This window comes from Cutibacterium avidum 44067 (assembly GCF_000367205.1).
Taxonomy (GTDB): Bacteria; Actinomycetota; Actinomycetes; order Propionibacteriales; family Propionibacteriaceae; genus Cutibacterium; species Cutibacterium avidum.
On record NC_021064.1, the window covers coordinates 656,271 to 678,386 of the forward strand.

Here is a 22,116-nt window from a genome sequence, read left to right on the forward strand (position 1 = left end):
TGTTAGAGGGTCAGTCTGCACGGACCTCTCGTCCATCGCCGGACCAGTTGACATGCCAGGAACCCTCGTCGTCGACACGGCGGTAGGTGTGGGCGCCGAAGAGGTCGCGCAGGCCCTGGGTGAGGGCGGCGTTGAGACGTGGCGCGCGAACCTGGTCGTAATAGCCCAGGGCTGAGGAGAATCCCGGAACTGGCACTCCGGCCTCGACCGCTCGGGCGACGACGCGACGCCATGCCTGCTGGCAGCGAGCGAGCTCGGCCTTGACGGAAGGTGCCTCCAGAAGGGTGGTGAGGTCTCCGGCCGCGTACTCGTCCTTGATGCGCTGAAGGAGGCGGGCTCGGATGATGCAGCCATCGCGCCAGATGGAGGCGACCTGGCCCATGTCGACCTCCCAGTCGTACTCGACCGCCGCGGTGCGGATCTCGTCGAGCCCTTGGGCGTAGGCGACGACCTTTGCAGACCACAGAGCGTCACGAACGTCGTCGATGAAGGCCTGACGGTCATCGACCGAGATGGTGCGGTCCGGCCCCTCGAGGGTCTGCTGGCCCACCGTACGCAGCGGCAGGGCGCTGGAGACTGAGCGAGCAAAGACGGCCTCACTGATGGTGGAGACGTCAACTCCGAGCTCGAGAGCCGTCTGCACGGTCCAGGTGCCCGTTCCCTTCATCCCTGCCTCGTCGCGGATGGCGTCAAGGAGGTCGGTGGCAGGGTCGCGAGGATCCTTGGCACGCAGCACCCGGGAGGTGATTTCGACGAGGTAGGAGTCGAGATCACCATGGTTCCAGGACTCGAAGACGTCTCCGGCCTCGGCGTTCGTCAGACCGGCAGCGCGCAACAGGGCGTGGGCCTCACCGATGAACTGCATGTCGGCGTACTCGATGCCGTTGTGGACCATCTTGACGAAGTGTCCGGCGCCATCGGTGCCCATCCATGCGCAGCAGGGCTCGCCGTCGACCTGTGCCGAGATCTTCTCCAGAACCGGACCGATGGCTTCGTACGACTCCGGGGAGCCCCCCGGCATGATTGACGGTCCCTCCAACGCTCCGACCTCGCCACCGGAAATGCCGGTGCCGACGTAATGGATGCCGGTCGGGCGGATTTCTTCCTCCCGACGTCGAGTGTCGCCGAAGTAGGCGTTGCCGCCGTCGACGAGAACGTCACCCGGCTGGAGCAGGGGAGTGATCTCTTTGATGACGGCATCCGTGCCACGACCGGCCTTGACCATCATGACGATGCGGCGCGGGCGCTCGAGGCTTGCGACAAAGCCAGCCAGATCATGGAACGGCAGGAAGGTTCCCTCGTCCCCGTGCTCGGCCATGACCTCGTCGGTGCGCGAAGCTGTGCGGTTGTAAACGGCGACCCGGAAACCCTTGTGGGCCATGTTGCGGGCCAAGTTGGACCCCATCACGGCCATCCCGATGACGCCGACCTCGGCGGTCTGCGGCGCAGTGTCACTCATGCGATTCCTCCTAGATGTCTCGCTTCCATCCTTCCAGGCATTTCCGCGTGGTGCAGGCGCGGATGGGTGGGGATGACGTGAGACGGCGAGGATGATAGAAGCTTTGGTGACGGAACCCTGCGGTGTTTCCGAGATCACCACGACGGGCGTGGCCGTACCCGGGCTGATGACACATCGTGACCAGAGACGCAGTGGTGCCAGGTGCAGTGACGGTTGACGACGGCGAATTCTCCTCAGAGAGGTTCAATGAAGGCGCCCAGGCAACGATCAGGTCGGGGTCAGACCAAGCATGATCCGCGAAAGCTCGTGGTCTGACATCATGACCTTTGGACGATGCCGCTTGTGGATCCGCTGTGCCAGCCACTCCAGCACGAATCGTGGCCGTTGCCTGAGCATCGTCGGAGTGATGTGCAGCATCCGCCAGCCATGTCGATCCAAACTCGCTGATCTCATCATGGTCGCTTCGTAACCTTCGGGTGTGCCGTGCACGCAGCGGCCGTCGACCTCAACCCCAACGCGTTCCGCATCGAAGGCTTGGTCGAGGGTGAAGGCTCCTTCGGCGGTGTCCACCCGCGTGTTGGAGTGCCACCCGGTGAACCCGACCGCGCGGAGCGCCCGGGACAACCACAATTCCGGCACCGACCATGGATTGAAGGAAATGTCGGCCAGGGCTGCTGTGATGCGGTGACGGCCGAACTTCCAGGACAGGCAGGAACGAGCCGACCTGCAGGAACGCGGGGTGACGAGTTTTTGTCTCAGCGCCTCGCAGACCCATTCCCATTCTCCCCGAACGGCCAGAAGGAGGACGGATGCCTCAGGAATTGCCATGGGGACATCGCGGTATTGGGTGGCGTACCGGCGCGGAACTCGCCATCGGTGTACGAGGATTCCCTCTCGCTTGATGCCCCTCGTCCGTGAAAACGCCTCCACCTCGTGGACGGCGCTGAAATCTCGCGTCCGGCTTCCCGGGGGAATCATTCCTTGCGCGACGAGGGCGGCTTTGCCAATGATGACCGCGTCTCGATGCCACATGTGTATCGCCTGCATCTTCACTCGAGAATCGTCAGCCCGCCCGGCATCCGCAACGACTCCCGGGAGCATGCGTATTGCGCGGCCGGCTTTCACGGCGCGGTCAGCCTGCCCGCGAGTTCTGCTGAAGCGATGTATCCGCACGACACCGCCGCAGTCCCTCATGTCCAGTTCAAGTTCGTTCACACCACCATTTATCGGCGGGACATCAGAGAATCCGTCAGCCAAATCAAGATCTGTGGACATCGTCGGGAGAACCACCGAGAAGGTTGTGGATAACTTCGAGGAATGGGGTCCTGGGATCCGACTGGAAAGGAATTCACGGCACAGCCACCAAGGAAGCCCACCGTCCTCCATGACGATGAGAGAGATCCCAAGGTTTCGGGTTGCCCTTATCCGGCGTGGTAACTCAGGAAAGACGGACCGTCCATGATCGGGAAGAGTTCGCGACGCGCCATATGTCCGTGTTTGCCAACGTACTTCCCGTGAAATCTCTCCCCCAAGGTCGGTCCAAAACTGGTGCGAAGACGCTACGCTGAGCCCATGATCGATGCGCTGGCCCTTGTGCCCATGAAAACCCTGCCCGGCTGGCCCGAAGCCGAATTCAGCTCCGTGCACCTACTCATGTTGTGTGTCGTGTGGCCGATCGCCACGGCTGTCCTGTTCACCCTCATTGGTTGGGGAGTCCATTTCACCAAGGGACGCGGCGGTAAGAACTCTGACTGATCCTTGTCACGCAGCGTGAGTGCTGAACATGAAGATGAATGCGGCCCCGAACCAGCTGGTTCGGGGCCGCATTCATGCGTCACAGCTCAGTGACGGCTGGCCTCCTGGCAACGCAGGGTGCGGCGAGCGTTGTCGGCGCGCTCGGCAAGAACGCGTCGCACAGTGCTGCCCGGGTTGTTGTCGGAAACCCAGCCATCGAGCTTGTCGAGCCAAGCCTCGTCGATGACCTCGGTGCTCGGGAAGAGCCACATCAGGGCGTTCTGGACCTGGGCGTGACCGGCCTTGGCCCACTGGCCGTCGCGGGAGTCGATGGACTTGCACAGCTCGAGGTAGGGATCGACGTACTGTGAGAGCGCCTCGGCTTGATCAGGTTGAATGAACTGGCTGACGAGCTGCCGGTAGGTCGCGTTGGGCACTGAGTCGTCGGTGGTGGCGCGCTGCCAAGCAGCCTGCTTTGCCTCAGCCGTGGGCATCGCGGCGCGAGCGCCAGTTGCCTGCTCCGATCCCGAGATGGTGTTGTCACGCTGCAATTCGGCAGTGATCTCCGGCTCGCCGACTCGGCCCATACCGGCCAGGGCGATGAGAAGACGCCAACGCATTCCCTGGTCGATGTCGAGACCCTCAGGCACCTCTTCGCCGTTCAACCACCCCTCGAGCAGGTCGGCTGTGTCCTTCGTGGCAGCAGCGGCCAGACCGTTGGCGTAGGCCACCTGATGGTCAGAACCGGGCGCGGCGTCACGCAGTCCCGTCGCCGAGATCGCAATGAGACGATCGCGCACATCCTGACGATCCTCACGAGTGGTGTATGAGATCGCGGCGGTGGTGGCCTGGCGAATGAGAGAGGTGACGGCCGTCAGGTCTGTCTCGCTGGGAAGCCCCTTGCCAACCAGGGTGACGTAGTCCTGGGCCTTCATTTCGGCGTCGCGGCACATGTCCCAGGCAGAACTCCAGCACAATGCGCGGGCCAGCGGATCGGACAGGGCGTCGATGTGCTCAATGAGGGTGGCCATCGAGTGATCATCCAGACGGACCTTCGCGTAGGTCAGGTCACCGTCGTTCAGCAGGACCAGATCACCGCGGGAATGTTCGACGAGGGCGGCAATCGGGGTGCGCTCGTCATGGATGTCAACGTCGAGGCGTTCAGTCCGGACGAGTTTGCCTTCGGTCAGTGTGTAGATGCCGATGCCCAGACGATGGGTCCGCAGGGTGGGGTACTTCTCGATCGCCGTCTGGACGATGTCGAAGCGGGTGAAGTTGCCGTCCTCGTCGACATCGTAGTCCGGACGGACGGTGTTGACCCCTGGGATGCGCAGCCACTGCTCGGTGAAGGACGACAGATCGCGTCCCGACGCCACCTGGAGCTGATGGAGGAGATCCTTGAGCTCAGTGTTCGAGAAGGCGTTCTGGGCGAAATACGTGCGCACACCGGCCAGGAACTCGGCCTCTCCAACGAAGGCAACCAGCTGCTTCAGGGTGGAGGCACCCTTGGCGTAGGTGATGCCGTCGAAGTTCTGCTCGACGGTGTCGAGATCGATCATGTCAGCGGCGATCGGATGGGTAGTCGGCAGCTGGTCCTGGGTGTAACCCCACGTCTTGCGCTGGTTCGCGAAGGAGACCCATGGGTCAATGCCGCCGTGCTTCTCGGCGATCTTCTCCTGGCAGTGATGCGACGCCCACTCGGCGAAGGACTCGTTGAGCCAGAGGTCGTCCCACCACTTCATGGTGACGAGATCGCCGAACCACATGTGAGCGAGCTCGTGAAGGATGGTGTTGTCGCGGTTCTCGTAGGCGGCCGAGGTGACGCGGGAACGGAACAGCAGGTCGTCACGGTGGGTGACGCAGGCAGCGTTCTCCATGGCTCCGGCGTTGAATTCCGGCACGAAGGACTGGGTGTACTTGCCGAATGGGTACGGGTAGCCGAATTCGGACTCGTAAACCTCAAATCCACGTTGTGTGGTGGTGCGGATTCGGTCGGCGTCGAGGTGTTCCTTCATCGACTGACGGCACAGAATGTCGGCGTCCATTTCGCCAGACAATGTGTGAATGGTTCCGCGATCGATGTAGTACTCGCCGGCGACAAGGGCTGTCAGATATGTCGAAATTGGAAGGGTGGGCTCAAAAGACCACCGTGACATCCCTTCCCAGGGGCCTTCCGTCGGCTCTGGGGTCGGGGAGTTCGAGACGACGGTCCAACCAGTCGGAGCGATGACCTGCAGTTCGAATGTCATCTTTTGATCGGGCTGCTCGAAATCGGCGTACATACGCCTGGCATCAGCAATCTCGAACTGGGTATAGAGGTAAACCTTGCCGTCAGCAGGGTCGACGAAACGGTGCAGGCCTTCACCCGAATGGGAGTAGCGGCACAGCGCCGTAACCGTGATTTCGTGAGTTCCCGCTTCCGTGGTAAACGGGAAACGATTATTCGAGAATGCGGCCGGATCCAGCGGGGTGCCGTCGAGATCTGCGGCGTAGACACCGTCAGCAATGAGGTCAAGATGGCTCTCGCCGCCGGTCGACGAAAACTCGATGGTTGACGAGGAGACGAAGGTTTCGGTCGGCTCGGCGAGCGAATCGCCGTTGGGGTCACGTCCAGAAAGATCAACGAGCACCTTGGAGTTGTGCGCCGTGATGACCTGGGAGCGCTGCTGCGCCTCCGCACGAGTGATGTTGACCGAACTCATCATGCCTCCGTGGAACATGTGTTAGTTAAGGGCGCACAAAAGCACCCAACAATTCCCATGAAACTCTATCGGTTCTTGCCTTTCGCTGTCTCGTTAAGCGGGAACTGTATCGCGCGTCATTACTGCGCCTTACGCGAACAATGACAGGGTCGGTCTTTGCGTGCGCGGGCGCGTGCGGTTGGCTGGTGTCATGACCACAACAGTTGATTTTTGGTTTGACCCGTCCTGCCCCTGGGCGTGGATGACGTCGCGCTGGATGCTCGAGGTGGAGAAGGTTCGTGACGTCCATACCGTCTTCCACGTCATGAGCCTGGCCGTCCTCAATGAAGGACGTGATCTGCCGGACGACTATCGTGCCGAGATGGACAAGGCGTGGATCGGCGCTCAGGCTGCCACTGGTGTTGTCGAGGTGCATGGACAGGAGGCTGTTCGTGATTTCTACACCGCCCTTGGAACCCGCTACCACCTTGGCAAGGAGGAGCGCAGCATCGAGACCGTCAAGGCAGCGCTGGTGGAGAGCGGCTACGACGAGTCCATCGCGGATCGTGCTGACAAGGGCGAGTTCGACGAGGCCATGCGCGCTTCGCATCACAAAGGCATGGATCCGGTCGGACAGGATGTCGGTACCCCTGTTCTCCATATCAACGGCATGGCGCTCTTCGGTCCGGTGATGTCGCCGGCTCCCAAGGGGGAGGAGGCCGGTGAGCTCTTCGACGGGTTCGAGAAGGTGACGGCCTACCCCGGGTTCTTCGAGCTGAAGCGGACCCGTACCGTCGGACCGATCTTGGACTGATCCCCCTCTGGAGCTGTCCCCGGGAGATCATTGAAGTGTTGATCGGGCGTCATCTGCCGTACATGGAGGTGACGCCCGAATCAGCGAGGGTATGGCCAAACCAATCGATCCTCTCGGGAGCACACCATGCCTTCCAGACCTTTCCGTGTTCTTGGCGCCATGGCCGTCGCGTGTCTGGCCAGCACCTGTGCGCCAATTGCCCATGCTGACACCGACGACTCGCTGTCGACGAAGACTCCGTATCGCTATTCCGGTGGCACCTTGCAGGCCCCGCCCGTCGGATTCCGCCCCGTCAACACCCAGGTCGTTGCCCGTCACGGCTCTCGTGGCCTGTCGAGCTTCAAGTACGACGCCCTGACGATGGCGATCTGGGAAAAGGCCAATGAGTTGGGAGCTGTGACTCCCCTCGGCCAGGATGTTCACGCCCAGGCCATGAAACTTCATGAAGCCAATGAGAATCTCGGCAACGAGGACACCTGGGCCCACATGGAGGCCGACGGAGTTGAGCTCAGCAAGGGCAACAAGCTCGAGAGGGGGTACGGCAACCTCACTGAGGTGGGAGCTGATCAGCATCGTCAACTGGGTGAGCGTCTGGCCCACCGGATGCCCGAGATCTTCAACGGGGAGGACAACACGGTCGTCGTGGAGTCCTCGGGAGAACCGCGTGCTGCGGAGTCCGGATACGACTTTGTCACTGGATTGCTCCATGGTGCCCCGCAGATGAGCGGACATATGTCACGCGCCATCAAGGCCGACACCAAGACGCTGTACTTCCACAAGGACAAGTCGAACCCGGACTACAAGGCTTACAAGGAGTACCAGGACAGCAAGGAACTCTCTGATTACGTCGATGCGGTGAATTCGCGTCCGGAGGTTCGCAAGGCCGCCCGTGAGGTTCTGGAAAAGATCTATACGAAGGACTTCGTCGACCGACTGGCAGCAGGGGAGTGGACCTTCAAGACCCCCGAGGGCAAGAAGGCCAAGAACGACGTCGACGCGGCTCTCAACCTGTACAACCTGTACATCATCGCTCCCTCGATGGCTGCTGAGACCAAGGTCGACTTCGCCAAGTACTTCACGAGGGACCAGGCCAATGTCTTCGCGATGTCCCTCGACGCTGAGGACTACGCCGAGAAGGGCCCCGGCTTCAAGGGATCGGACATCGCCCATCGCAATGCCCGCCCTCTTCTTGACGATTTCCTGGCCCAGATCGACCAGCAGACCGAAGACCATCCCAAGGGATCGGCGACCTTGCGGTTCGCCCACGCTGAGACCCTCGTTCCCTTCGAGGCGCTCATCGGCGCACCCGGATCTCGTACCCAGATCAGCCCGCAGGACACCAATTTCTGGCAGGTCACGGATTGGCGGGGTGCCAAGGTGGCTCCGCTGGCCTCCAACGTGCAGTGGGACGTCTTCGAGTCGGGGTCAGGGCAGAAGGTCGTCCGGATGCTCCTCAACGAGCAGCAGGCCACTTTCGGACGTGGCTGCCGTCCGATCTCGGTGAACTCATTCTTCTACACTGTCGACGAGCTCAAACATTGCCTGACCGGCGCATCCATTGCTGATGGTGGTTGGTTGGTGAAGCCGTCCGGTGACGGGCCGTCGACCCCGACCACGCCGGCTCCGTCCTCCACCGCTCCGACCGTGACACCGAGCAGGCCAGGAGGCTTCACCGGGGCACTTCCGGCCACCGGCGTCTGAAAAACCACTGTGGGGACGGGTAGCCGCGGGGCTTCCGCGGCCACCACACCTCGTTGTGGGAGGCCGGTCGGCTGATACCCGAATGCACAGGTATGGGAACTGCGCAAGGATGGGACCATGGTTGACGATCCCACCCGAGGCGACGAGTTGGAGGCGAGCGAGTCCGAGTCCGAGGCGCGCCATCGCTGGACTGAGCTGACCGAACGCATCCTGGACGCCCAGGACGCTTACTATGCCAACGACGCCCCGACGATCTCCGACGCCGAGTACGACCAGCTCATGATTGAGCTGAAAAAGCTCGAGGACGATCACCCTGAGTTGAAGAGTCTGGATTCGCCCACCCAGCGAGTTGGAGCTCCGCAGCGGGTGACCGACTTCGCCCCGGTGGAGCATCTGGAGCGTCTGTTGAGCCTGGACAACGTCTTCACCCGTGACGAGCTCTCGGAGTGGATGAACAGGGTCGCCACGTCCGTCGGAAAAGTTCCGGATTTCCTGTGCGAGCTCAAGATCGATGGTCTTGCCGTCGATCTCGTGTATCGCGATGGTGAACTCGTCTCGGGGGCCACCCGTGGCGACGGTCGCATTGGTGAGGACGTCACTGCGAACGTCCGCACCATCAAGGCGATCCCGCAGAAGCTGGCTGGTGACGACGTCCCAAGCCTGCTCGAGGTACGAGGTGAGGTCTTCTTCCCGGTCGCCGACTTTGCCGACCTCAACGCCGCTCTCGTCGAGGCTGGCAAGAATCCCTTCGCCAATCCTCGTAACGCGGCCGCGGGATCGTTGCGACAGAAAGATTCGCGGGTGACGGCCTCACGTCCCCTGTCGATGATCGTTCACGGGATTGGTGCCGTTGAAGGGCATGAGTTTCCCAGCCAGGGACACGCGTACGACAAGCTCGCCGAATGGGGCTTGCCGGTGTCGCCGTACCTCAAGATCGTTGAGAACGCCGAGCAGGTGCATGAGTTCGTCACCTCCTGGGGAGAATCGCGTGACGAGGCCTCCCATCAGATCGACGGTGTGGTGGTCAAGGTCGATGACGTCTCTCTGCAACGCAAGCTTGGCGCAACTTCTCGAGCTCCCCGGTGGGCCATCGCGTACAAGTATCCGCCGGAAGAGGTCAACACCGAGCTTCTCGACATTCGTGTCAATGTCGGAAGAACGGGCCGCGTAACGCCGTACGGGGTCATGAGGCCGGTGACCGTTGCGGGATCGACTGTCGAGATGGCCACCCTCCACAACGCCTTCGAGGTCAAACGCAAGGGAATCCTCATCGGAGACACCGTGGTATTGCGGAAAGCCGGCGACGTCATTCCCGAGATCTTGGGTCCGGTTGTCGAGTTGCGTAATGGTTCGGAGCGGGAGTTCGTTATGCCCGATCACTGCCCCAGCTGCGGCGCTGAGTTGGCGTACGAAAAGGACGGTGACAAGGATCTTCGCTGCCCGAACGCCAAGGAATGCCCTTCTCAGCTGCGAGAGCGTGTTTTCGGGCTGGCGTCGCGCGGCGCCCTCGATGTCGAGGCGCTCGGATGGGAAGCCGCCATCGCTCTGGTCGACCCGGAGAATCAGCGACCGGATGAGGGTGAGGTTGCCGAGGGACTTCCGGGCAGGCAGGTCCCGGTGCTCAATTCAGAAGCAGGGCTCTTCGACCTGCAGCCCGACGACCTGGCCGAGGTCAAGGTGTGGCGTCGTCGGAAGGTGCGCGGGAAGTTGGGGCCCTGGCAGCTCGAGCCTTACTTCTTCACGAAGCCGACAACGAAGAAGCCCTCCGTTCCGACTGCCACGACCAAGAAGATGTTCGACGAGTTGGCCAAGGCCAAGTCCCAGCCCTTGTGGCGGGTGCTGGTGGCGCTGTCGATCCGTCACGTCGGTCCGACGGCGGCTCGGGCTCTGGCCACCCATTTCGGTTCGATCCCGGCCATTCGAGAATCATCCTTGGACGAGCTCGCCGGGGTCGACGGGGTCGGCGAGATCATTGCGGAATCGGTCCAGCAGTGGTTCGAGGTCGACTGGCATCAGGAAATCGTCAGCCGGTGGGCTGCGGCTGGGGTGCGAATGGCCGACGATCGCGACGAGGCACCTGAGCAGACCCTGGAAGGGCTGACTGTGGTTGTCACGGGAGGTCTGGAGGGATTCACCCGTGACGAGGCCAAGGAAGCCATCGTTTCCCGAGGGGGCAAGGCCGCCGGATCAGTGTCGAAGAAGACTGACTACGTCGTGGTGGGAGAGAACGCCGGGTCCAAGGAGACGAAGGCACGTGAGCTGGGTCGTCCGATTCTTGACGAGGCGGGGTTCCAATACCTGCTCGAAAACGGCCCACAGGGAATAACAACCGTCGCATGATGGTCGATCTTCCCGGGTCGCCACGCGGGAAGGCCACAGCTGGTAGGACATATATGTGGGCCGGGCATGAGCGCCCGGCCCACGTCGTCGAGATGAGGGCTCAGAACTCCGAGATGTTGTGAGCCACGTCGACGGTTGAGAACATCCGGTCGATCGCCGCGATCTGCTCGTCAGTACCGGTGATGCGGTGGGCGGCGGCCAGCGAGAACCCACGTCCCATGCCGAAGTACAGCGATCCGAGGGCAGCCACATCGAGGGTTGCAGCATCGGTGGAATCGTCGATCCGAGTCACCGTGGCCGGTGTCCCCGGGGCGTCGACGTCGACACGCCACGTACCCTCGGCGTAGCCCATCGAGTCGGTGACGTGGAAGGTCACCGAGCCCTGGTGATCCCAACCTCGCACTGCCATCGCCCGGTCGACGTCAAGGATTCGCAGCCACCCGAGATCAGTGTGACGGGTGAACGTGACCACCCTCGGGTCCTCGACCGCCCACGGCAGCGGCGTGGCGGGATCAACCTGCGGTGCCTTGATCGTCTCGATGAGGTCGACGGAGGCCAGGAACTCCCACAGAGCCACCTCGGCGTTCGGGGTGGTTGCCACCATGTCAACGACGGTGATCTGTGAGCCGAAGTCCTTGTCGATCTCGTAAGACACGACGCCATCAGGCTCTCCCTCGTCATTGCGGTGGACGATCGAACGGATTCGACGGTTGGGACCGCCCTTCTGGGAACTCCAGCGCCCGGAGGAGAAATCGACATGCCAGGGTTGGCGGTTGTGGGAACCACGATGGGCCTGATGGAACTCAGAGAACACCTTGAGACGCAGATCATCGATGGCCAACGGATCGGCCATCGACACAGTCCCGCTCGGTTCGTGGTTGAGCTTGAACCGACCATCCGCGATGATCTCGACGTTCTGAGCTCGAGTGGAGATGCCGTAGCCAAAGCGTCCGTAGATGCTTCCCTCGGTGGCCGTCAGTGCGGCGAAAGGCAGGCCCTCCTCCTTGGACCGGGTGAGGGCATTCGTCATAAGGGTGCGAAGCAGCCCGCGGCGGCGGTGGCTGGCACGCACGGTCACGTCGGTGATGAAGGTGGCCGGTTCGAGATGACCATGTCCGGTGTTGATGGTGCTGGGGTACGCGGCCATCGTGGCGACCGGGAGACCCGGGAACTCCGGATCGGGGTCAGGCTGCCGAATCGTCCACAACCGTTCACCCTCGACACAGGTGGCATAGTGCTCGAGCTCGGCGTCGGATGGTTGTGCCAGGTGGAAACCCAGCGCCACGGCGCGTACCACATTGTCGACCTCGTCACTGCGGGAACCGTCGCTGGTGACGAGCTCCAAGCGGTAGGGGGCGGGGACCTGAACGGATGAGGTGCTTTCAGCCATACCCTTCACGCTAGCGGAGTTGATCCCTCCTGAGGAGCCAACGGGCTGGAGGTTGGTGCCATGATTGAACCATGACCTTCAAGCCTTCACACGTTCATATTGGTACTGATCACGCGGCCTTCGAGCTCAAGGAGTTCCTCGTTGGCAAGCTGACCGAGGCCGGATATCAGGTCGTCGACCACGGCGCGTCGACCTACGATTCCCTCGACGACTACCCGGACTACTGCATTCCGTGCGCTCAGGCCGTGGTGGCTGAGCCTGGTTCCCTGGGCGTCGTTCTGGGCGGCTCGGGAAACGGCGAGCAGATCGCGGCTAACAAGGTCAAGGGAATTCGTGCTGCGCTGGCCTACACCGTCGAGATTGCCGAGCTGGCCCGTCTTCACAATGACGCCAACGTCGTCTCCTTGGGAGGCCGGATGCAGACCCACGAGGAGGCCTGGAAGATCGTCGAGACCTTCCTGACGACGGACTTTTCCCATGAGGCTCGTCACCAGCGTCGTATTGACAAGCTCACGCGTTGGGAGGACGAGGGCTCACTGGGTTGAGCCGACCTCATCAGACTTCTTGACTGTACTGGCGGTGGCTCGACGACGAAGATCCGCCAGCACGGTTGGCCATTCCTGACCCGGATCGGGCATCTGGGAGCCGGCGGCTGGTTCTGATTGCTCAGCGAGTTCGCGCGCCCTCATGGCGCGGTCTCCATCGAGAATGGGTCCGCGGCTGCGTTCGTGGTCGTGGGTACGTCGGTGTTTGCCGTGGCCAGGGGCATTCATGTAACCATCCTGCCTCAAATACTCGTCGCCGTACTCATCAATCCACGACTTCCGCGATTACCGCGTCATCTCATCGACCTCGAGAGGACAACCGTCTGTGCCCGAAGGCCACGTCATCCATCGTCTTGCCAACGCCATCGGTACCGCCTTCGCCGGAGAACCGGTCGAGGTCACCTCGCCACAAGGCCGTTTTGCCGAGTCCGCAGCCATGATCGACGGAACGGTACTGGCGTCGGCCCAGGCATGGGGCAAGCATCTCGTCATCGATTTCGACAATCATCGTGACGACCACCTGCTCCACATCCACCTGGGGCTCATCGGGAAGCTTGCGGTGGGACCATCAGTTCCGGTGGTCGGACAAGTCAGATTGCGCATTACCGACGGCGTCACGGCTGCGAACCTGCGCGGGCCCCAGACCTGCGAACTCATCAATGACGATGACTGGGCGGCGGTCGCGGCCACGATCGGCCCAGACCCCATTCGTGACGACGCAGACCCCGAGATTGCCTGGCACAAGGTGCGACGGTCCTCCCGCCGGATCAGCGACCTGTTATTGGACCAGAAGATTGCAGCGGGGGTTGGCAACATCTACCGAGCCGAGGTCCTCTTCCGGCATCGGATCGATCCGGCGACCCCTGGCAAGCAGATTTCCCACTCGACATGGCGGGCAATGTGGGATGATCTGGTCATGCTCATGCGCGCCGGGGTCGAGGCAGGACGCATTGATACCGTCCAGCCAGAGCACACCCCGGAGGCGATGGGGCGACCGCCCCGTGTTGATCGCCACGGTGGCGAGGTCTACGTCTACCGACGAGAGAACCAGCCATGTCTGGTGTGCAACACGCCGGTGAAGATGGTCGCACAGGGAGGGCGTCACCTGTTCTGGTGCCCACGGTGCCAACGTCGGCATCACTGACGGTTGAGTCAGGTCTGGAGGTCAGTATGAGCCACATCAGCGTCGGTCAGCCGTGGACCCTGGTGTCATGCCAGGAGTCCGCCGACGATTCTTCGTGGATGTGGACCCACCCGTGCGGGGCGGTGCTGTCCGCCCGGCTACGCCAATCCGACGAGGTCGAGCTCGTTGCCGGAATCACCATGCCTCCTGGCGTCGACACTGCGGAAATGACGGTTCCCGGTCCGATCTGGATCCCTGATGATCCGCTCCCTGCTGCTGTGTGGGCGGCTGGGGCTCACGGCCTCGTCGTCACCAGAACATGCCGCGACGAACATCCGGCACTCATGGTTTGGCGGCAAGACATGGGTGATTCATGCGCGGTGGACGAGGGTGTCAGCCTGCTTGGCAGCGAGATTGCCCTGACCCCGGGCAATTCCCGGATGGCGTTGTGGCGTGGTCGGCTCACGGACGACATCGGGGAGGCGCTGAGCTCCCTTCCTGCGTGGTTGCCAGCCGAGACCATCGTCGATCAGCCCGAAGAGATGGAGTGTCACACCCCCGATGCGGGCATTCTCGTCGATGGTGCCGAACACACCAGCGAGACGATTGGCCCGCTGCCGGTGGGGGCGCACGACCTGGCAATTCATGAGTCCAGGGGAGCCACCCGAGTGTTGATCGGTTGGTCACCCGATCTGGCTACGGCTGTGGGCGCACGGGTCGACGAGATTCTTTCCGGTTTTGACCCACGTACCGTCACTGGACCACAGATGTGGCTCCTCATGAGCGCAGTTGGTATGAGGGCCGCGCCATTTTCCGCTCTGGAGATGGCTGCCGAGGGCCTCGAGAATGTCTTGTCACGGCCGTTCGGTTCTGCCGATGACCACGTTGCTCGGCTTCTCACCTGCTGTGCAGCATTCAGGCTGGGACATCGCATGAGTGATCCCGAACTGCGCGACGAGGGATTGCGCCGGTTGTGGGAATTGTCATTGGACGAACCGGGTACGTTCATGTCCCGCTGTATCGCCTCGGCCGAGCTGGCGACGTTGGTGCCCGAACACGTGTGGGTCAATGTCGTCTCTGGCGAGGGAGAAGACCCGCTGGTACGTGCCGAGAGGGCCATTTGGACCGGCAGGTGCGCGAGCCGGGATGCCGACGAGGCCGTGTGGGAGCTGGGAGCTTTCCTCCCGACCGTTCCTGGCGGGCCTCTTTACGCGCAGGGCCACCGCGTCTCCAGACGCCGGGCCGCGCTCGCCCATGCCATGACGACGGTGTGGCCAGAGGAGCTGACGAGTTCGTTCGGTTCGCCCCGGGTGGGGGAATTGCGCCAGCGGACGTTGCGACGCCTCCTCGTCAGCGAGCATCTGGACGACGAGGATCTGGCTCTCCTGACATGGTGATGTCGCCGAAACGAGATTTGTCAGGATCATGAATCCGTTGGAAAAGTCTCATTTTGCCTCGGTTGTGCCATTTTCAGTAGGCAAGAACGGCTGTGCAGCGAGTGAGGTTCTGGTTGTGTCCGCGGCACGTGGCACAGTTGGGACGTGACTTCGTCCCATTTCGTACCTGAGACGCGAGCAGCAACGACAGCCCGGACGCGATCCGGTTCGCAGTCGACCCCAAATCCGAGGTCGATGCCGGTTGTCGTCATACCGCGATTGATGAATGTTGCCGTCCTCCTCATCGTGCTGCGCCTGGTATTCAGCCGCACGACGTGGGTTGGAGTCGCGAACAACCTGTTCTCGGTGTTCATCTTCCCGATCGACGGCTTCGGATGGGCGGGGGCCGTCGTCCTGGTGGTGCTGGCGGATGCGCTGTCGAGGCGCAAGAGATTCGCCTGGTGGGTGAGCATCATCCTCTTCGGGCTGATGTGGCTCGTTGCGGCCGCGTTTTTCGTCGTTGTTGTTACCGAGGTCATCATGGGTGGCCCGACGGACACCTTCAATGATCTCGATCTCGCGGGGTATCTGTTCAACGTCTTCTCAGTCGGCTGGATCCTCGTCGCCCTGCTGACTCATCGAAAGGACTTTGCGGCACACACAGTTCGGACCAATCTCGGCAAGGCCATCGCCGTCCTCATTGGCGGGCTGTTGGCGACCGGCTTCATTGGCTGGTTGCTGGTCTCCCTGACCGGCGGTGTCGGACGGCCTCGTAACCGGTTGGTGCGCATTGTCGGTCGGATCATTCGCGGAAATGGTGTCGAAGTTGCACCTGCTCCCACATCCCCGCACTGGGTGCAGGAAGTGATCTCCTTCCTTCTCGCCCTCGTGCTGGTGGCCGCCCTTGTCGTCATGCTGCGATCTCAGCGCAATATCGCCATGATGAGCCTGTCCGATGAGCTGCGCCTGCGTCGGCTCCTCGAGGAAAATCCGGCGGACTCCCTCGGCTATTTCGCACTGCGCCGTGACAAGGCCGTCGTGTTCTCGCGAAACAGCCATGCGGCAGTGTGCTATCGAACCGAAGCAGGGGTCGCACTGGCCTCGGGAGATCCCGTCGGCCCAGTGGATCAGTGGCCCGGTGCCATTGAGGCATTCCTTGACGTCGCTCACACCTATGGTTGGGTTCCGGCCGTCATCGGCACTTCTGAGGAAGGTGCGACGGCATGGACTCAGGCCGGACTCAAGGCCATGCGCATCGGCGACGAGGCCATTATCTCTCCCGCCGCGTTCAGCCTCGATGATCCCGACCTCAAGCCGGTCCGCCATACCGTCACCAAGTTGCGCGCAATGGGGTACACCACCCGAGTGCGTCGTCATGAGGACATCGACCCGCAGGAGCTTCAGGGGCTCATCGACCTCACTGACAAATGGCGTCAGAATGGTGACGAGCGAGGGTTTTCAATGGCTCTTTCCCGTCTGGGAGATCCGCTCGACGGGCGATGCGTCATGGTGGAGGCGCTGTACCCCGACGGTGGTCCACGTGCTGGCCAGACGGCAGGAATTCTCTCCTTCACTCCTTGGGGCAATGACGGATTGTCCCTGGACGTCATGCGTCGTGACCTGGACGGAGCCGACAACGGAGTCACCGAGCTCATGGTCGCCGGTCTCATGGCTGCCGGACCGGAGATTGGTATCAGGCGTGTGTCGATGAACTTCGCGGTCTTTCGCGAGGCGATCGAGGAGGGGGCCCGCGTCGGTGCCTCCCCGGTGCGTCGTCTCAACCGCTGGCTCGTGCTCGTTGCGTCGAAGTGGTTCCAGATCGAGCAGCTCTACCGCTCCAACGTCAAGTACAAGCCGAGCTGGCAGACCCGCTACCTCAACTTCACCGATACCTCTGACCTGGCGCAGGTCGGTCTGGCGATGGGTATTGCCGAGGGCCAGCTCGACATTCCGAGTTGGATCTACCCGGTGGAGCCGCCGCCGCAGCCAATTTACTCGATTAGTGGTCACCCCGAGATCGCGGAATTTCTGGCTGAGGAACGCACCCCCGCCCTTCTTCAGCGGCGGCTCCCGGAGCAGGTTCGTGTCCGAATGGCCACGCGTGAGCGGCTCCTCGAGTCCGGGGTGGAGGCATACCCTCCCGACTGCAAGCCCGATCACCGTCCTGGCGACGTCATCGTCGAGCTGACCGGTCAGGAGATGACGGTCTCCGGGCGGATCGATGCCTGCCGCGATCACGGCGGTGTCATCTTCGTCGATCTGTTCGACTGGACCGGGTCCTGCCAGTTGGTGATGGAGCGTGACTCGCTGGGAGCCGACAGGCTTCGGGAATTCCGGCATGCGGTGTCTCTGGGAGACCACCTCGTGGCATCCGGGACCGTGGGGGCTTCCCGCAATGGAACGCTGAGTTTGGAGACGGCGTCGTGGCAGTTGGCGGCGAAGTCCCTGCGACCATTGCCGTCGCGGCGGTCAGGATTCAACGACCCTGAGGCGAAGGTTCGACAGCGTTACCTCGATCTCCTCGTCAACCCGGGCGCTCGTGATCAGTTGAGAGCTCGCTCGAACGCCATTCGTGCGGTGCGAGAAACCCTGCTGAGTCACGATTACATCGAGGTCGAGACCCCGATTCTGCAGACGATCCATGGTGGCGCGAATGCCCGGCCGTTCCGCACCCACATCAACGCTTACGATCTGGACCTTTACCTGCGCATTGCCCCGGAGCTGTACCTCAAGAGGCTCATGGTTGGCGGAGCTGGACGAGTCTTTGAGATCGGCCGGAACTTCCGTAACGAGGGAGCTGACGCCACGCACAACCCCGAGTTCACGATGTTGGAGGCCTATCAGGCCTATGGCGACTACGTGCAAATGCGTCATCTCACGCGCGCGATGATCCTGGCAGCGGCGCGCAACGCCATCGGTGGCACCGTGATTCGGGGGTGCGACCGCAAAGGCGTTGAGCACGAAATCGACCTGGCAGACGACTGGCACGTCATCACCGTCAACGAGGGAATCTCGCGAGGACTGGGGGAGGAGGTCACCGCCGACACCCCCAAGGAGAAACTCCTCGAATACGCCAACAAGCTTGGTATTGCGACGATGCCGAAGTGGAGCCGCGGTGACGTCGTCCTCGAGCTGCACGAACACCTGAGCGAGCACGTCACCGTCGAGCCGACCTTCTTCTGTGACTTCCCGACCGATGTCTCCCCGCTGACCCGTCAGCATCGTGACGATCCGCGCCTGGCCGAGAAGTGGGACCTCATCATCTTCGGGTCTGAGGTGGGTACCGCCTACACCGAGCTCGTCGATCCCGTGATCCAGCGCGAGCGGTTCACCGCCCAGTCATTGCTGGCAGCCGGTGGTGATCCGGAGGCCATGGAACTCGACGAGGACTTCCTGGAGGCTCTCGAATACGCCATGCCGCCATCGGGCGGGATGGGCATGGGCCTGGACCGTTTGGTGATGATGCTGACGAATGCATCAATTCGCGAGACGATTGCCTTTCCACTGGTGCGTCCGCGCATCTCGTGAGGGTCCAGACAAGTGTGGTGTGAGACAGGGGATTGTCATGAGTGAGAATGCTGAGGCCAGCTGTTCCAACGGGTGCGGTCACAAGGTTCTTGACTCTGCCCACGACGCCTTGACGTCGGTTCGGGAGCTGGGCGGACGGCCAATTCGAGTTGTCTACGACGATGGTGAAGGGCCCGATCACAACGTCGACGACCCGGTCATCCTCCTCATGGCTGGCGCCGCGGCGTCGAGCGACTTCTGGAAACCGGTGGTAGATCGTCTGCAGGACCTCGACGTCATCACCTATGACAGACCAGGGCTCGGTGGAACGCTATGGCCCGGACGCTATCCGGACCTCGACGAAGAGGTCGCCAGCCTGAGGGACTTGGTCGGGGTCATTCAAGGGCATTGGGACACCAAGGAACCACGGAAGGTCATTCTCGTCGCCCACTCCATGGCGGCTTTCCATGCCGAGGCCTTCACCCGTATCCATCCTGACGTCGTCGCCGGAATCATACTCGTGGACCCGTCGGTGGAATGGCCGACTCATCCTCCGCGCGAACACAGCATTGCGCTACCCAAGGCCGTCCACAAAGTGATGGATTCGGTAGTGGGTTCGTTGGGCCGCGCCGCTTTTGCCGTTGGCGTGGTGGCACAGACGATGAGGTCCGGGAAGTTGGTGTGGCACCAATTCCACGAGCATCGGCTGTACCGGGTTTACGGAAGTCCTGACGCCATGGCGATGGCGGTAGCTGAGTGGATTGGCTACGACCGGCAGGCGTGGGACCTCATGGCCGTTCGTTCAGACCATCCATGGCCGGGGCTGCCCACGGTGCTGCTGTCAGCGGTGTATTCGGGTCAGGAACAGGAGCTGGAGCTTCACGAACGTCTGGCCCCGATGCTCGGCGCGAAGTTGGTCGTCGTTGAGAACTCCCATCACCTCATGATGTTGGATCGCCCTGAAGTCATCGCCGACGCCATCCGATCGGTGTCGAAGTGACGGAATTGGCGTTGGAGAGGTGTCTCATTGGCCGAGTGACGGGGTGTTCCACTAAGCTGTCGACGTTCTCGTTGCGATGGACGTGATGAGACGGGGCGTAGCGTAGTGGCTAGCGCGCCTGCTTTGGGAGCAGGAGACCGCAGGTTCGAGTCCTGTCGCCCCGACCCTGTTCACCCTTGTCACAACGTTTTGTGCAGTGGGTATGGCCTTATCCAGAGCACGATGAACGGCTCTGGTGATTTCTCCACGGCCGCTGTGACAAGGGGAGATCTGCTCGACTGAGCGAATGTCTTGACGGACTCGGTACGGAACAGTTCGGGCTGGCGCGTTGAAGACCCGACAGAACGGTTCACGATCGGCCCCACGACAAACGGCGCACCCCGAGGAATGCGCCGTCGCCGTGGAGACGTGGAGAGATCAGGCCTGCTGATCAACATGACGGTTGGTAGCTGAAATCGATTTGAACAGGGCCACCATGAGCCCGACGAGGCCGACAGAAAGGCCAATGTGCCCGAGGCCGGCCATGCCGGAGATGGCAGGGGAGACGTCAGTGCTGCCATTGACCTGCATGATGCCGTGCACCACGAGCATCGCGATGGTCAGCAGGAGACCGAGGTTGAATCCCCAGAAATAGGTGGCGAAGGCGCCCCGGTGTGCCGACAGGGTGAAAGCTCGCTCCAGGAGCAGCACGATGAGGGTCAGTATGAAGCCCAGCGCCAGGCTGTGGGTGTGCACCACCTTGAGCTGGGTCCAGCCGGTGAAATCGTGGGCCTTGGTGAACTCGCGGTAGAACACTCCGCCGACCAGGCCAATGACCAACCAGGTCGCCGCGCAGGTTGCAAGCTTCTTCAACGGTGTCATGAGGCCATCACATCATGGGAATCAGCTGTGGACATGGTCCGAAAGGTTGATATCTGGGTGACGAGCGGACGAGTTCAGGACGTTCCGACCTACCGTGCCACGACGGATGTGACGTCAACGGTCAATCCATGTATGCTGTCGGGGTCCCGTTGGGGACATGCGGATGTAGCTCAATGGTAGAGCCCCAGTCTTCCAAACTGGCTACGCGGGTTCGATTCCCGTCATCCGCTCGCTGATCGCCCCGAGCTGTCTGGCTCGGGGCAAATTTCTTTTGTCAGCACGAGGCTCCCCGCATCAGCTCCATGACGACCTGATGGCTGCATTCCAGACTCGGCAGCGGCAGGAATTCGCATCGGGAATGGAAATTGTGGGCGCCGGTGAAGAAATTCGGGGTGAAGATGCCTTGGGTGGACAGCCAGGAGCCGTCGGTCCCACCACGCATTGACCGGTGGATGGGCTCGACTCCCACGGTCGACATGGCTTCGAGCAATCGTTGGGCAGCGATCGCGTTGTCGGGGGTCTTGGAGTCCTCGAGATTGGCATAGACGTCCTCGAAGGTGACGTCGATCCGCGCCCGAGGATGAGCTGCGCGCACCTGCTCGACGACATGTCGAATCCCGTCCTTGCGCTCCTCGAAACGGGCGCGGTCGTGGTCACGGATGTTCAGATCAACTGTCGTCGCCGACTGGTCGCCGTGGATGGCGTCGACCCAGATGTAGCCCTCGCGGTCCTTGGTGCACTCCGGAGTCTGGGCCGGGTCGAACCTCCCGATGAGGTCGTGGGCAACGAGGATGGGATTGACCAGAACGCCAAATGCGCTCATCGGATGGGCTGCAACTCCCTCGATCACCACCGTCGCGTAGGCGGCGTTGAAGGTGGCCTCGACCACCTCACCGAGCTCGCAGCAGTCCAGGGTGTACGCCCAGTCGACCGGGAATCGCTCGAGGTCCATCGTCCGTACTCCGCGCAGTCCGATCTCCTCATCGGGTACGAAGGAGAGGTACACCTCCGGATGGGGCCGCGGATCGGCCATCAATGTGACGACAGCCTCCATCACCGACGCCACACCAGCCTTGTCGTCGGCCCCCAGCACGCTGGTTCCGTCGGTCACCAGGATGCGTTGGCCCACGTAGGCGTCGATCTCTGGGTGTTCCTCACGGCGGATCCACTGGTCACCACCCAGGTGGATGTCCCCACCGGTGTGTTCGATGATCCGGGCGTGGACGTCTGGGCTGAGGCCGGAGTCGGCGGTGTCGAGGTGGGTGCAAAAGCCGATTGTCGGCGCCTTCGTGCCATCAGGCAGGGTTGATGGGATCCGTGCCGTCAGCACGCAGGTGTCGCTGAGATGAATGTTCTCGACCCCGGCATCCTCGAGTTCCACGGCCAGCAACCGCGCAAACTCCCACTGCCCCGGCGATGAGGGAACGACGGTGGCGGAGGCGTCACTCTGACTGGATATTGCGCTGTAGCGCAGGAAACGAGTGGCGAGAGCGTCCTGGAGTTCGATGGATGCAGTGGTCACGGCGGGCTTCCTCTCATGGACGAATGCACGGACGAATCATCATCGGGATCATTCCAGAATCTG

At 62.1% G+C, this 22,116-nt stretch carries 17 protein-coding genes and 2 tRNA genes; 12 read left to right on the plus strand and 7 right to left on the minus strand.

The features are described from left to right. Positions 1-10 precede the first annotated feature (10 nt). The gene (gene gndA, locus PALO_RS03040) at positions 11-1,459 is read right to left on the minus strand and encodes an NADP-dependent phosphogluconate dehydrogenase (RefSeq protein ID WP_004808786.1); all 1,449 of its coding nucleotides are present in this window, start codon (positions 1,457-1,459) and stop codon (positions 11-13) included. Between the two features lie 267 nt (positions 1,460-1,726). Continuing rightward, positions 1,727-2,506: an endonuclease domain-containing protein gene (locus PALO_RS03045; protein WP_231097176.1), complete on the minus strand. Its 780-nt coding sequence runs from the start codon at positions 2,504-2,506 to the stop codon at positions 1,727-1,729. Between PALO_RS03045 and PALO_RS12790 the strand changes: the two genes are divergently transcribed. Together PALO_RS12790 and PALO_RS03050 are read left to right on the plus strand one after the other, a co-directional pair. Then, positions 2,441-2,767, plus strand: a complete 327-nt coding sequence (locus PALO_RS12790; protein WP_237726283.1) for a hypothetical protein — start codon at positions 2,441-2,443, stop codon at positions 2,765-2,767. The genes PALO_RS03045 and PALO_RS12790 overlap by 66 nt on opposite strands. Positions 2,768-3,031: 264 nt before the next feature. Continuing rightward, complete coding sequence (locus PALO_RS03050; protein ID WP_004808784.1) at positions 3,032-3,214, plus strand: hypothetical protein; 183 nt, start codon at positions 3,032-3,034, stop codon at positions 3,212-3,214. 86 nt (positions 3,215-3,300) lie between these two features. Here PALO_RS03050 and pepN read toward each other — a convergent pair whose 3' ends face one another. Further along, positions 3,301-5,913: an aminopeptidase N gene (gene pepN / locus PALO_RS03055; protein WP_041709985.1), complete on the minus strand. Its 2,613-nt coding sequence runs from the start codon at positions 5,911-5,913 to the stop codon at positions 3,301-3,303. A 172-nt stretch (positions 5,914-6,085) separates the two neighbouring features. Here pepN and PALO_RS03060 point away from each other — a divergent pair, with 172 nt between their 5' ends. From PALO_RS03060 to ligA, 3 genes are all read left to right on the plus strand, one after another. Then, positions 6,086-6,688 (plus strand): mycothiol-dependent nitroreductase Rv2466c family protein, encoded by a 603-nt coding sequence (locus PALO_RS03060; RefSeq protein ID WP_171023480.1) that lies wholly within the window; start codon positions 6,086-6,088, stop codon positions 6,686-6,688. 126 nt (positions 6,689-6,814) lie between these two features. Continuing rightward, positions 6,815-8,389, plus strand: coding sequence for a histidine-type phosphatase (locus PALO_RS03065; RefSeq protein WP_041709987.1), 1,575 nt, complete (start codon positions 6,815-6,817; stop codon positions 8,387-8,389). A 117-nt stretch (positions 8,390-8,506) separates the two neighbouring features. Further along, a complete protein-coding gene (gene ligA / locus PALO_RS03070; RefSeq protein WP_015582372.1) occupies positions 8,507-10,729 on the plus strand; it encodes an NAD-dependent DNA ligase LigA in 2,223 nt (740 codons plus the stop codon). 100 nt (positions 10,730-10,829) lie between these two features. On the opposite strand, the gene PALO_RS03075 is transcribed toward ligA, so the two are convergent. Next, positions 10,830-12,119 carry a GNAT family N-acetyltransferase gene (locus PALO_RS03075; protein WP_041709989.1) on the minus strand — a complete coding sequence of 430 codons (1,290 nt, stop codon included), beginning with the start codon at positions 12,117-12,119 and terminating at the stop codon, positions 10,830-10,832. 71 nt (positions 12,120-12,190) lie between these two features. Between PALO_RS03075 and PALO_RS03080 the strand changes: the two genes are divergently transcribed. Then, positions 12,191-12,664, plus strand: a complete 474-nt coding sequence (locus tag PALO_RS03080; protein ID WP_015582374.1) for a ribose-5-phosphate isomerase — start codon at positions 12,191-12,193, stop codon at positions 12,662-12,664. On the opposite strand, the gene PALO_RS03085 is transcribed toward PALO_RS03080, so the two are convergent. Next, positions 12,653-12,892, minus strand: coding sequence for a hypothetical protein (locus PALO_RS03085; protein ID WP_004808776.1), 240 nt, complete (start codon positions 12,890-12,892; stop codon positions 12,653-12,655). The genes PALO_RS03080 and PALO_RS03085 overlap by 12 nt on opposite strands. 97 nt (positions 12,893-12,989) lie before the next feature. On the opposite strand from PALO_RS03085, the gene PALO_RS03090 reads away from it, so the two are divergent. The 5 genes from PALO_RS03090 (at position 12,990) to PALO_RS03110 (ending at position 19,834) form a co-directional block, all read left to right on the plus strand. Further along, a complete protein-coding gene (locus tag PALO_RS03090) occupies positions 12,990-13,808 on the plus strand; it encodes an Fpg/Nei family DNA glycosylase (protein ID WP_015582375.1) in 819 nt (272 codons plus the stop codon). Positions 13,809-13,906: 98 nt separating this feature from the next. Then, positions 13,907-15,184, plus strand: coding sequence for a hypothetical protein (locus PALO_RS03095; protein WP_041710233.1), 1,278 nt, complete (start codon positions 13,907-13,909; stop codon positions 15,182-15,184). Positions 15,185-15,445: 261 nt separating this feature from the next. Next, on the plus strand, positions 15,446-18,691 hold the full coding sequence (gene lysX / locus PALO_RS03100) for a bifunctional lysylphosphatidylglycerol synthetase/lysine--tRNA ligase LysX (protein WP_041709990.1): 3,246 nt from the start codon (positions 15,446-15,448) through the stop codon (positions 18,689-18,691). A 37-nt stretch (positions 18,692-18,728) separates the two neighbouring features. Then, the gene (locus PALO_RS03105; protein WP_004808772.1) at positions 18,729-19,670 is read left to right on the plus strand and encodes an alpha/beta fold hydrolase; all 942 of its coding nucleotides are present in this window, start codon (positions 18,729-18,731) and stop codon (positions 19,668-19,670) included. A gap of 91 nt (positions 19,671-19,761) precedes the next feature. Continuing rightward, positions 19,762-19,834: transfer RNA gene (locus PALO_RS03110), tRNA-Pro, on the plus strand. A gap of 253 nt (positions 19,835-20,087) precedes the next feature. Here PALO_RS03110 and PALO_RS03115 read toward each other — a convergent pair. Next, positions 20,088-20,531, minus strand: a complete 444-nt coding sequence (locus PALO_RS03115; protein WP_015582378.1) for a DUF2871 domain-containing protein — start codon at positions 20,529-20,531, stop codon at positions 20,088-20,090. Between the two features lie 159 nt (positions 20,532-20,690). On the opposite strand from PALO_RS03115, the gene PALO_RS03120 reads away from it, so the two are divergent. Beyond that, positions 20,691-20,761 (plus strand) — tRNA-Gly (locus tag PALO_RS03120). Positions 20,762-20,805: 44 nt separating this feature from the next. Here the strand turns inward: PALO_RS03120 and PALO_RS03125 are convergent. Then, positions 20,806-22,053 carry a peptidase T gene (locus PALO_RS03125; RefSeq protein ID WP_015582379.1) on the minus strand — a complete coding sequence of 416 codons (1,248 nt, stop codon included), beginning with the start codon at positions 22,051-22,053 and terminating at the stop codon, positions 20,806-20,808. Positions 22,054-22,116 lie beyond the last annotated feature (63 nt).